General features: G+C 28.0%; 9 protein-coding genes and 1 pseudogene. 3 read left to right on the forward strand and 7 right to left on the reverse strand.

Annotated features, from left to right (window positions below):
* The first annotated feature begins 116 nt into the window (after positions 1–116).
* Positions 117–1,973 carry an ABC-F family ATP-binding cassette domain-containing protein gene (locus tag ACY2RW_RS08980; RefSeq protein ID WP_490122385.1) on the forward strand — a complete coding sequence of 619 codons (1,857 nt, stop codon included), beginning with the start codon at positions 117–119 and terminating at the stop codon, positions 1,971–1,973.
* Here ACY2RW_RS08980 and ACY2RW_RS08985 read toward each other — a convergent pair.
* A pseudogene (locus ACY2RW_RS08985) lies at positions 1,970–2,678 on the reverse strand (3'-5' exonuclease). The gene ACY2RW_RS08980 and the pseudogene ACY2RW_RS08985 overlap by 4 nt on opposite strands.
* Positions 2,679–2,785: 107 nt before the next feature.
* Positions 2,786–4,975, reverse strand: a complete 2,190-nt coding sequence (locus ACY2RW_RS08990) for a T9SS type A sorting domain-containing protein (protein ID WP_490122386.1) — start codon at positions 4,973–4,975, stop codon at positions 2,786–2,788.
* Between the two features lie 242 nt (positions 4,976–5,217).
* On the opposite strand from ACY2RW_RS08990, the gene ACY2RW_RS08995 reads away from it, so the two are divergent.
* Entirely contained in the window at positions 5,218–5,916 is a 699-nt protein-coding gene (locus ACY2RW_RS08995; protein WP_490122387.1) for a response regulator, read from the forward strand.
* Positions 5,917–5,926: 10 nt separating this feature from the next.
* Positions 5,927–6,967, forward strand: coding sequence for a sensor histidine kinase (locus ACY2RW_RS09000; protein ID WP_490122388.1), 1,041 nt, complete (start codon positions 5,927–5,929; stop codon positions 6,965–6,967).
* On the opposite strand, the gene ACY2RW_RS09005 is transcribed toward ACY2RW_RS09000, so the two are convergent.
* Genes ACY2RW_RS09005 through ACY2RW_RS09025 form a run of 5 tightly spaced genes read right to left on the reverse strand, consistent with a single transcriptional unit; the run spans position 6,950 to position 12,495 of the window.
* Positions 6,950–7,981 (reverse strand): glycosyltransferase, encoded by a 1,032-nt coding sequence (locus ACY2RW_RS09005; protein ID WP_490122389.1) that lies wholly within the window; start codon positions 7,979–7,981, stop codon positions 6,950–6,952. The two genes, ACY2RW_RS09000 and ACY2RW_RS09005, sit on opposite strands and share 18 nt — an antisense overlap.
* Positions 7,981–9,255, reverse strand: a complete 1,275-nt coding sequence (gene purD, locus ACY2RW_RS09010; RefSeq protein ID WP_490122390.1) for a phosphoribosylamine--glycine ligase — start codon at positions 9,253–9,255, stop codon at positions 7,981–7,983. The genes ACY2RW_RS09005 and purD overlap by 1 nt, the downstream gene beginning before the upstream one ends.
* A gap of 55 nt (positions 9,256–9,310) precedes the next feature.
* On the reverse strand, positions 9,311–10,081 hold the full coding sequence (locus ACY2RW_RS09015) for a glycosyltransferase (RefSeq protein WP_490122391.1): 771 nt from the start codon (positions 10,079–10,081) through the stop codon (positions 9,311–9,313).
* Positions 10,082–11,434, reverse strand: a complete 1,353-nt coding sequence (locus ACY2RW_RS09020; protein ID WP_490122392.1) for an exopolysaccharide biosynthesis polyprenyl glycosylphosphotransferase — start codon at positions 11,432–11,434, stop codon at positions 10,082–10,084. It abuts the gene before it with no gap.
* Positions 11,431–12,495 carry an O-antigen ligase family protein gene (locus ACY2RW_RS09025; protein ID WP_490122393.1) on the reverse strand — a complete coding sequence of 355 codons (1,065 nt, stop codon included), beginning with the start codon at positions 12,493–12,495 and terminating at the stop codon, positions 11,431–11,433. The genes ACY2RW_RS09020 and ACY2RW_RS09025 overlap by 4 nt, the downstream gene beginning before the upstream one ends.
* Between the last annotated feature and the right edge of the window lie 118 nt (positions 12,496–12,613).

Raw genomic sequence — 12,613 nt, forward strand, 5'->3', positions numbered from 1 at the left:
ATAGATTAAGGCCTACTTTTAGTCTTATTCAATTAAAAAATTATCTTAATAATTAAATGATTACAAAAACTCAAGTTAACACTTGGGTTTTTTGTTTCTTTGTAAAAAATACAATAGTGAATTATTTATCAGTAGAAAATATCTCTAAAGCTTATGGAGAACGTATATTATTTGAAGACATTTCTTTTGGAATAAACAAAGACCAAAAAGTAGCTTTTGTTGCCAAAAATGGAAGTGGAAAAACATCTATTTTAAATATAATTGCTGGTTTAGATGTACCAGATTCTGGGCAAGTTGTTAGTAGAAAAGGGATTTCTATTGCTTATTTAGCGCAAAAAGATGACATAAATCCAGATTTAACGATTGAAGAAACCATTTTTGCAACTGATAACAAAATATTATCCATTGTAAACCAATATGAAAAGGCCTTAAAAAACCCTGATGATGCAGATGCTTATCAAATTGCTTTTGAGCAGATGGAGCAATATAATGCTTGGGATTTTGAAACGCAATACAAACAAATTCTATCAAAATTAAAATTAGAAGACTTAACCCTTAAAGTTGGAAAACTCTCTGGAGGACAAAAAAAACGCCTTTCTTTAGCTATTGTTTTAATTAACAAACCAGATTTACTAATACTAGATGAACCTACCAATCATCTTGATTTAGAAATGATAGAATGGTTAGAAGCTTTTTTTGCTAAAGAAAAAATAACCCTTTTTATGGTTACTCACGATCGTTATTTTTTAGAACGCGTGTGTAATGAAATTTTAGAATTAGACGAAGGAAAAATATACAAATACAAAGGTAATTATTCATATTATTTACAGAATAAAGAAGAGCGATTAGCTTTAGAAGCAACCAATTTAGGCAAAGCTAAAAGTTTGTTTAAAAAAGAATTAGAATGGATGCGAAAGCAACCCAAAGCAAGAACTACAAAATCAAAATCAAGAATTGACGACTTTTATCAAATTAAAGAAAAAGCGCATCAACGTAGAAAAGATCATCAAGTTCAGTTAGAAATTAACATGGAACGTTTAGGAAGCAAAATTTTAGAGCTTCATAAAGTGTATAAATCTTTTGGAGATTTAAAGATTTTAGATGGTTTTGATTATGTTTTTAAACGTGGAGAACGTATTGGAATTATTGGAAAAAACGGAACAGGCAAATCTTCTTTTTTAAACATTATTACCCAAACTGCTCCTGTAGATGCTGGAAAAGTAATTTTAGGTGAAACTGTAAAATTCGGATATTATACACAAGCAGGAATAGAAATAAAAGAAGGGCAAAAAGTAATAGAGGTTGTTAAAGAATTTGGAGAAGAAATTCCTCTGACAAAAGGTAGAAGAATCTCTGCTTCACAATTATTAGAACGATTTTTGTTTGATAAAAAGAAACAATACGATTTTGTTGAAAAATTGTCTGGAGGAGAGCAAAAACGTTTGTATTTGTGTGCTGTTTTAATTCAGAATCCTAATTTTTTGATTTTAGATGAACCCACTAACGATTTAGATGTGGTTACCTTAAATGTATTGGAAAATTTCTTGTTAGATTATCCAGGAAACTTAATCGTAGTTTCTCACGATCGTTATTTTATGGACAAAATTGTAGATGCTCTTTTTGTTTTTAGAGGCAATGGAGTTGTTGAAAACTTTCCTGGAAACTACTCTGATTTTAGAGCTTATGATAGTTCTGCACCCAAAGAAGATAAAAAGGAAAAGGTTGTTGAAAAAGTTGAAAAGAAAAAGACAACATATACTTTAAGTTTTAATGAAAAAAGAGAATTTGGTGCTTTGGAAGTAGAAATAGAGAGGCTACAAAAAAAGAAATTGAAAATAGAAAAACAATTTTTAAACGTAGAAATAGAGCCAGATGACATTGCAAAAAAATCTGAAGAATTACAGGAAATTATTGATACTTTAGAACAAAAGGAAGAACGTTGGTTAGAACTTTCTATGAAGTTAGAAGATTAAACCCTAACAATGTTTTCTTCTCTTAGTAATTCTTGATTGTTGAATCGTAATAAAATTTGCGCGACTGCAATTGTATCTTTTTCGCAATAAGTAACAATTCTTTCTATGTTTTTTTCTTGGTAATATACTTTGGCAACTTCACTCCCATCAATATCATCTTTTGGTGATGGAATTCCTAAAATAGATGTTAATAATTTAAGTGATGTATAATGTTTATAATTTCCAAAGTTCTAAGGTATCTAAATGTGGAACTTCCCAAGGTTTTTTACCAAATAAATTCAATTTTTTAGGCAATTCTATTTGATGAATTATCATTCTTCTTGCAATGAATGGGAAATCGAATTCTTTTCCATTATGAGCGCAAAGAATATTACTTTTTTTTGCAAAATGTTTGTCTAATAGAACTTTAAAATCTGTAAGAATTTTGTGCTCATCATCACCAAAAAACGAAGTAATTCTTAATTGTTTTTTCTTTTCAACATCAACAAAATAGCCAACAGAAATACAGATTATTTTTCCGAATTCTGCCCAAATTCCTGCACGTTCGTAAAATTCTTCTGCTGTGTAATCTTCTTTTCTTTGGTATTGAGTTTTTTTACTAAAAAGTTCTTGAGTTTCTTTTGAGGTTTGATTCCAATTTTCTTTTTGAGGCACAGTTTCTATATCCAAAAAAAGGATATCATTCATTTTTACACTTAAGTTCATGGCAATACATTTTCTTTTTCTTGATTTAAAGATAGTAAAAAAATAAAAAAAGCTCCGAATTTACTTCAGAGCTTTCAAAATATTTTGATTGGTAGTATTTAAAAATACTATCTAATTACTAATTTTTTTGTTGCAGTTTTACCATTTTCAGTAACTTTTAAAATGTAGATTCCTGCATTTATTCCAGCAACATCTATATTCTGCTTATTTCCTGAAAAACGGGTAGTTAATACGTTTTTACCCAAAACATTAAAAATTGAAATTTGTTTTTCGCTTGTACTATTACTAGAAATTGTGAAATTATTATTTGTAACAGGGTTTGGATAAGTTGCAAAACCTAAAATAGAATTATTACCTAAAGAAGCTGTTGCTCCACTAGGTGCTACTTGAGACCATTTAGTACCAATACGTAACTCATCAAAATCTATACTAGGCGTTTCAGAAGAACTATCTTGTCTTAAGATAAACCTTCCTAAAGAACTTGGCACATCATTACCTGAAACTAGAGAAGATGCTGTCATTGAAGGTGGTGTATCTGTTCCAAAAGATGCTGCATCTGGGTTAATCCATAATCTTGCTGAATCTGCAGTAAAATCATAAGCTATTACAACAAAAACTGGTTCTGCAATATTTGCAGAAATATTTCTTGGATACACAACTTTGCTTGCTGTTCCATTTGCACTTATACCAATTTGGTAAGTCAAACCTTCATTTAAACCACCTGCAGTTATATCTTTTAACCAAAGTCTAGTTCTAAAAGAGCCTCCAGGTTCTCCAAGAACTACAAAATAACCTCCATTAGCATTGGATTTAAAATTATCCATATTTGTTACTTGAAATAAAAATGATGCATAAATGGTTCCGCTATTTGTATCTGTAAAAGACCTATAAGGATCACTACCTGAACCTGAAAGTTTTACAAAACCACCTGTTGGATCAGGAAATTGATTAGAATTATAATAGTTCCCCAAAATTGGATTTCCAGCACCATCATCATTAGTAAATATGCTAATATCATTTGGAGTACTAGCAGTAGAAGCATCTTGCCAATCATTACTAGAAATCAATGTACTACCTGCAGTATAGTTAAATGTTTCTTCAATTGGAAAAGGAATACAGTTTGGACTGAAAAGTGTTCTTGTAAAGTCGCAAGAACTAGTTGCGTCTCCAACAATCTTAATTTCAGTATTTGTACCTTCTGTCATTCCTGTAAAAGTAATTGTACCTGATGAAGTTGTACTAGGATTATCTCCTCCTACAGTTACTCCTGCTGGAGCTGTAATTGTATATGTTACTCCAGTATTTCCATCATTAAAAGCAATACTACCACTATAACCATCTGTTCCTGTTGTTAAAGCATTACAAGTTGTATTTATTGCTCCTAACTGTAAATTACAAGGTAAACTTACAGAAAACATTACTGTATCTGTTACATTAGGTACAATAGGGTTTCCTGAATTATCTACAAGTTCCATAAATATTGTGTAAGAATTCCCTGGTGCAACAGTTATTGTTTCGTCATCTACATTAAATTTATCTGGTTGAGCTACTCCATTAATTTTCCATTTAATGTAACCATCACCTGTACCACTAGCTGCAACATTAAAGTTATTAACTCCTATTAAAAGGCTTACAGTCGTTGTTGCTGAAACTGTAGCTCCATCTTTTGGGGAAGATATAGTTAATGAAGGAGATGTAGATGCTGTAGTTTTATATGATTTAGCAGGAAAAGGAGAACTAGCAGTTGCATTAGTAGTTTCTCCATCTAAGGAATTTTTCCCACTAAAATTCCAATCAGCAGGGTCAAAAGTAGTAGTAGAAGATTTTCCATCTTTTCTGTATGCCCATCCATCTAAATATTCCCAAGGCTGATTTGTTCCATCAGTTCCAACTGCACCAAAAGCATCAACAGCTGTTCCATTCTTATACAATAAAATTGGATCATCTCCATTAACTGATAAAACCCCATTTTCATATGTAGGATCAAATCCTAAAAAATCTTTAAATCCAGTGGAGTTATTACCTGGTGAGGAAACATAAATAAAAGTACCTGCATTAACAGCATCTGCAGGAAAAGTATACTCTGCTGCTCCTCCAGAAGGGTTACCGTTTGTAACACTTTCTATTCCATATATACTTAAATCTGCAATATTGTTTACAACATAAAGCTCTAGTGCTTTAGGAGTTCCTCCACTTAACGGTCCATCAATAACTCCTGTAATAATTAAATCTTGCCCAAGAGATAAAAAACTAAAACATAGGGTTAGTAATAAAGTAAAAAAGTAATTTTTTTTCATATAATATTTGTTTAAAAAATTTGTTTTGTAAATATATAAAATATTTCACTTTTCTACTTGTATTGTAGACATTAATTAATCGTTAAATATATATAACTAGTTTTTAAACAGTTATTTATATATTTTTACTATTGTTATTTTAATGTTAAGTTAAATACCATAGATTAAATGATTGTTAAGTAATTAAAAAGGTTGCATAATAATCGCTATTTTTGATTTTCATTGTATATACAAATTCAATTATGAATAAAAGTGATATTAAAATTTTATTGGTTGATGATGAACCAGACATTTTAGAAATTGTGGGTTACAATTTAAAAAGTGAAGGTTATCAAGTTTTTACTGCAAAAAATGGCCAAGAAGCTATTAAATCTGCTAAAAAGAATATTCCGCATTTAATTTTATTAGATATTATGATGCCAGAAATGGACGGAATTGAAGCTTGTGAAAAAATTAGAAAAGTAAAATCTTTAGAAAATGTTATCATATCATTCTTAACAGCTAGAGGAGAAGATTACTCACAAGTTGCTGGTTTTGAAGCAGGTGCAGATGACTATATTACAAAACCAATTAAACCAAAAGTTTTAGTTAGCAAAGTAAAATCTTTACTAAGAAGGTTAAAATCGGAAAAACAAGTAGATGAAACCTTTACAATTGGAGATATTGTTATAGATAGAGATGAGTATGTAGTTTATAAAGCTGGTAATAAAATTTCGCTACCAAGAAAAGAATTTGAATTATTTTCTCTACTAACTTCTAAACCAGGAAAAGTATTTAAAAGAGAAATTATTTTAGACACTGTTTGGGGCAATGAGGTTGTTGTTGGTGGTAGAACTATAGATGTTCATATTAGAAAACTTAGAGAAAAAATAGGAGACGATCATTTTAAAACTGTAAAAGGGGTTGGCTATAAATTTGTTTTAGAAGGAGCAGATAAATAAATTTGCTTAAATGAAATTTAAAAAAACTTACTCTTACGCACTTTGGTCAGCAGTATATCTTACTCTATTATCTGTTGTTATAGCTACAATTTCTTATTTTTTTATTGTAGAACACTTAGGCATAAGTGCAGTAATTATTTCTATAATTGTTCTTTTTATCATTTCCTTTTTTATCATTCAGTACAGAGCAGAACATTTTATTTATAGGCGTTTAAAAAAGATTTATAAAGATATTTCTATTTTAGATGTAAACGATTTAAAAAGTGAGTCTGTAACCACAGATATTGAAATTCTGTCTAAACAAATGCAAAAATTTGTTGAAGGAAAAAGACTAGAAATAAAAAGCTTAACAGAAAGAGATTCTTTTAGAAGAGATTTTTTAGGAAACGTAGCTCACGAACTTAAAACACCTTTATTTACGGTTCAAGGTTATATTTTAACCTTATTAGAAGGTGCTGTAAACGACAAACAAATTAGAACAAAATATCTAGATAGAGCTAACAAAGGTGTAGAAAGATTGGTGGCAGTTATTAAAGATTTAGATATGATTGCTAAATTAGAAACCGAGGGTATGAAACTAAATAAGGAGGTTTTTAATATTCTTGAATTGATTCAAAATGTTTTTGATTTGTTCGAAATGAAGGCAAAGAAAAGAAACATTACTTTAAAATTTGATAAAATTTATGAGTTCCCAGTTTTTGTAAGAGCAGATATAGAAAAAATTGAGCAAGTTCTTATAAATTTAGTGGTAAACTCTATTAAATATGGTAAACCAAATGGAACTACATTTGTTGGAGTTGATTCTTACAATGACAAAAAATTTATTGTAAAGGTTATTGATAATGGAGAGGGAGTAAAACAACAACATCTCTCGCGTTTATTCGAACGTTTTTATAGAGTAGATCAAAGTAGATCTAGAGAGCAAGGAGGTTCTGGCTTAGGTTTATCAATTGTAAAACATATTGTAGAAGCACATAATGAAAAAATTCTTTTAAAAAGTGTTTACAGAGAAGGATCTGAATTTTCTTTTACGCTAGAAAAGGCTAAATAAGTCTGAGTTTATTTTTGTTTCTATTGATTTTAAACCTTTATAGTTTTCTATTTCTGATAATTTATCTACTGTAAAATCTACTTCATTACAAAAAGGAGCCATATTTTTTTGCGATAAATAGTTGGCTAAATACTCTTGTTCATTTTGATTTTTAGTTGGAATCAAAAAAACCTTTTTCTCTAGAACAGCCAAATCCATAATAGATGAATATCCACTTCTACAAACCACAATTTTAGATAGATTTATTGTTTTTTGCAATTCATTAGTAAGCATAAAATTAAAAACAGTAATATTCTTTTCTATCGATTTTTTTTGTTGCTTTTCTACTTTACCTTGAATTAAAACAACATTTTTATCGGATTTTAAAAATTCTTTCTTCAATTTTTTCTCAAGAAAGGTTCTGTTAGGCTCAGGTCCAGAAAGTAGCATTAAAACATCAATATTAGTATTTAAATTTTCTTTTTTAAATCTGCTTAAAACCCCAATATATTTTCTTTTTTTTATTTTTTTAGTTGATGATAGTTCTCCTGAAAACTCAGCATTTTTAGTGTCTGGAATCCAGCATTCATCAAACTTATTTATAATTTTTTGATGTATATAACTGGTTATAAAACTGGTAAAACCAGAAAGCACTTTTAATTGATGAGTAATATAAATAGAAGTGATTTGAGTACTTCTTACTCCAAATCTATTATCAGAAATAATACCAATAATATCTTTATTTTCACTTATAAAAGCTTCAATTATTTTTTGCTCCTTTTTTACAGCAGCTAAAATTTTTGGTGCCTGAATAAGTAAGTTCAGTTTTAAATTTTTACCATAACTAATGTTGTAAGAAGGTAATTCTAAACTTTCTAAATCTGGAAATTCTTTTTGTAAAAAAGCAAGCGAATTGCCATCGGAAGCAATTATTGGCGTAAAATTATTTTCTAACAAAGCATTTATAATTGGCACACATCTAGAAGAATGACCTAACCCCCAATTTAATGGTGCAACAATTATTTTACCTTTCATTATGTTAAATCAAAACCAATATCTTTTCTATAATTCATTTTATCGAAAGAAATTTTATCAATACTTCTGTACGATTTTGCCAAAGCTTCTTCAATAGTATCACCAAAAGAAGTAACTGCCATAACTCTACCTCCATTGGTTACAACTTGGTTGTTTTTTATGGTTGTACCTGCATGAAAAACGGTAGATTCATTAACAGTTTCGAACCCAGTTATTTCTTTATTTTTTTCATAAGATTCAGGGTATCCACCAGAAACTAACATGACTGTAGTTGCCGTTTTTGGAGTAACAACAAAACTTTTTTCATCTAAATTCTGATTGGCAACTCCATCAAACAAATCAAACAAATCTGAAGTTATTCTAGGTAAAACGACTTCCGTTTCTGGGTCTCCCATTCTAACATTATATTCTACTACAGATGGATTCCCATTATCGTTCATTAATCCAATAAAGATAAAACCTCTGTAGTCTATTCCGTCTTTTTGCAGACCAGCAATGGTTGGTTTTACCACCAATTTTTCCACTTTATCTAAAAAAGCATCGTCTGCAAATGGTACAGGAGAAATGGCTCCCATTCCACCCGTATTTAAACCAGTATCTCCTTCTCCAATTCTTTTATAGTCTTTGGCAGAAGGCAAGATTTTATAATTCTTACCATCTGTTAAAACAAATACAGACAATTCTATTCCTTTTAAAAACTCTTCTATTACCACTGTTGTAGAGGCTTCACCAAATTTTTTGTTTGAAACCATTTCCTCTAACTCTGCTTTTGCTTCTTCTAAAGAAAAAAGAATTAACACCCCTTTTCCAGCTGCTAAACCATCTGCTTTTAAAACATAAGGAGGCTCAAGAGTTTCTAAAAAAGAAAAACCATCTTTTAGGTTTTCTTTTGTAAAAGATTGATATCTAGCAGTAGGAACTCCGTGTTTTTGCATAAATTTTTTCGAAAAATCTTTGCTTCCTTCTAATAATGCTCCATCTTTTTTTGGTCCAATTACAGGAATATTTCTCAAATCTTCATCAGCTAAAAAGAAATCATGAACGCCAGCTACTAAAGGTGCTTCTGGTCCAACAACAACCATTTTAATGTTATTTTCTAACACCGTTTTTTTAATTGCATTAAAGCCTATTGGATTTATATTAATGTTTGTTGCAATTTTTTCTGTACCTGCATTTCCAGGAGCTACAAATAGTTGATTTACTTTATTACTTTCTGATAATTTTAATGCAAAAGCGTGTTCTCTACCTCCAGAACCTAAAATAAGAATGTTCATTGTTTGTTATGTTGTGTTGTTGTAAATGCAAATATATTTTAAATTCTCGACGAAACTAAATTCCCCACTTCAAAAAATATTTTATTGCAGAAGAAGTATGTCTAAAAAAAAGTTTTAAATTTTTTGATGATCCTTGTTTTAAAACATGTGTTATCTCTTCTTTTGGATAATAGAGTTTCTTTTTACCTAATTGATCAATTTTTTTACAGATATCTACATCTTCCATATACAAAAAGTAACGCTCGTCAAACCCCTGAAGTTTAATAAAATCATTGGTATTATAGAGATGAAAACAACCTGTTATATATTCTGCGTAAAATGCTTCATTTAAATTTTTATCTCTGTAAGTTCCTTTAAATATTTCTTTTTTAAAAAGTGGTTTTAAAAAGGCAAATCTCCTCGCTAAAAGTTCTGAAACAGATGGATATCTTCTACAGGAATATTGGTGTTTACCATTAGGAAATAGGACTTTAGGAGCAATCATTGCTACTTTTTTATCTTTTTCTAATTCATTAATTAAAGTTGTAATAATTTTAGGTTGAAAAGATACGTCTGGATTCAATATTAGATGATAGTTTGAGGTTTGTTTAATTTTACTAGTAACCTTATTGTGTGCAGAACCAAATCCAATATTCTCTTCTACTGGTATGTATTCTATTTTATCATCAACAAAAACGTACTCAAAGAATTTTGTAGGTGTGTTATCTATTAAATATAACTTTTTATCAAAAGATATATTTAAAAAGCAATCTATAGCCTTATGCAAATCTGATAAATTCTCTTTAAATAAGACTATTGAACCAGTAATAATAATTTTATCTTTCATTTAATAGGCTTTTTCTTCCTTTGAGAAAATATTAAAAAAAGTTTGAGCTATAATTTTGATATCCAAAAAAAACGACCAATTTTCTATGTAAAAAATATCTAATCGAACTCTGTTTTCTATATCCGATTTATTTTTGACTTCACCTCTAAAACCACTAATTTGAGCTAAGCCAGTAATACCAGGTTTTACAGAGTTTCTAACTAAATAATTATCTATTTCTTTAGTATATTTTTTTGTTTGTATGTTAATATGTGGTCTTGGTCCCACTATACTCATATCTCCTAATAAAACATTAAAAAATTGTGGTAGTTCGTCTAAGCTTGTTTTTCTTAAAAATGCTCCTATTTTAGTTACTCGTTTATCATTTTTAGAAGCTGAAACTATATCTGCATCTAAATTTTCTTTCATAGATCTTATTTTATAACAATAAAATTGTTTCCCATCTATACCATCTCTTTTTTGTTTAAAAAAGAAAGTACCCTTTGAATCTGTTTTTACAATAACCCAAAGTATTGGTAACAACCAAGATAATATTAACAAACAAATTATTAAAGAGAATAAAACATCAAAAAACCTTTTTAAAATATGTGTTTCTATTTTTTCAAAAGGCAGGGGTTTTGGTTTTAAAATGGGTATTGTACCAAAGTATTCCAAAATAAAGTCTTTGCTATAAATTGCTTTATTTTCTGGTAAAAGTCTTAAATCTAGCTGGTTTTGTTCTGAGAATTTTGTTATTTCTATTAATTTTTTTGGACTTATTTTAGCTGGGTCGCAATAGATTTCATCAATATTATTGTCTATAATATATTTAAAAGCTAAGTCTGAAGAACCTAAATAATGTTTAGACTTATATGCTTTATCTGAAAAAAAGCCATAAAATCTATAACCTAAATCGTTTTTTTGATGAAATAAATCATTTAATTTTTTAGCAGAACCTATTTCTCCTAAAAGCACAATATTTCTAAAGTTTTTTCCTTCTGATCTGTATTTTTTCAAAAGGTAAAAAATTAAGAATTTAATAAAAGTTACTGAACAAAATATTACTGTAAAAACTATAGATTGCTTACTAACAACAATACCTTCTTTAAATACACTAAAATAACTAAGATACGCTAAAGAAAATATAAAGAATTGAGATATTAAAAGAGTTACTAGTCTACTTACATGTGTGTATCTATATACGTTATAATATTTTGTATAATAAGAAATAAATAACCAAAAAATAGATATATATATTAATAGTGATATATTTAAGTTTTCTTTATCTGAAAGAAAAAAAACAATAATATTAATTAACAATAAATCTATAATGATAATTAGCGGTCTAATTAGTATGGATTTCTTCTCTTTCAAATACAGTATTTATTTCTTTTAATTAATAATAAGGAAATAGTTATAAAAAAAACCATTCCTCTTTGTCTCCATAAAAATGATTCTGTAATACAGACCACTAATATTAGAATTATAAAGGATAATAAAAAATTATTTTTATTAATAATTGCTTCTCTAAAAATTAAACTAAAAACAAGTAACAACAATACTAAACCAAAAACACCTAATTCTGAAAAAATTTGAATATATTGGTTGTGATAGTTATAATTTAAGAAACCAGGATATAAATTATATTCTTTGTATTTATTATTTAAATTAGTTTGGGAATTATCTAAACCAGACCCCAATAAATAAATATATTTATTTTCTTGTAAAATTTCTATAAATACTTTGGTCTGAAAAGTTCTAAGACCAAAGCCAGTCCAAAGATATACATGCCCAAAATCTTTTTTATTTAAAACTTCATTAATTTTTGTTTTCTCAAACTCTATTTGTATTCTTTTAGATAAATTACTAAAAGCCGCAATAAATAAAATAGTAATAATAGATATTAAAATAAAAGTCTTTAAACTTATTTTTTTAAATTTTCTTTTTTTTAAGAAATAAAAAAAAGAAGTTAAAATTGTTATTGAGATAACAATCTTAGAAGATAATAATATTAAAAAGAAACTTAATAAAACTAATTTAAATAAATCTAATTTTGATTTATTCTTTTCTCTAAGAAAAAAGCTTAATGCAAAACTTACAAAAACAGATAAATAAATTGCATTTATATTGTTTAAATTATTACTGAGCTTATGATAAAACAAATAAGTTATATCATTATTTTTTAATGCTAAAACAACACCATAAAAAACACAATAAATGCCACACAAGACTAAAAAGTTAGAAAAAAAAACTAGGATTTTCTCCTTATTAATTTGTTTTTTTGATAAAAAAATAAAAATTAAAGGAATAGCCAAATAAGGTAAAAAACGGACGATCCCATTTTTTGTGTTTTCTAAGTTATTCGTCCACATTAAGGAAAGTAAAGATAAAAAGTATATAGATATTAAAGTTATAGCAACTTTATTAAAATACATTTTCTTTTTAGATACCATAAACTCATAAACAGAAAATAAAAAAAATAAAAAAATAGAGATACTGTTAACTGCAAATCTTCCTAAAATAGAAACCAATATAAGTATTAAAAATACCTCT

It is taken from the genome of Polaribacter sp. 2305UL8-11 (assembly GCF_058147165.1).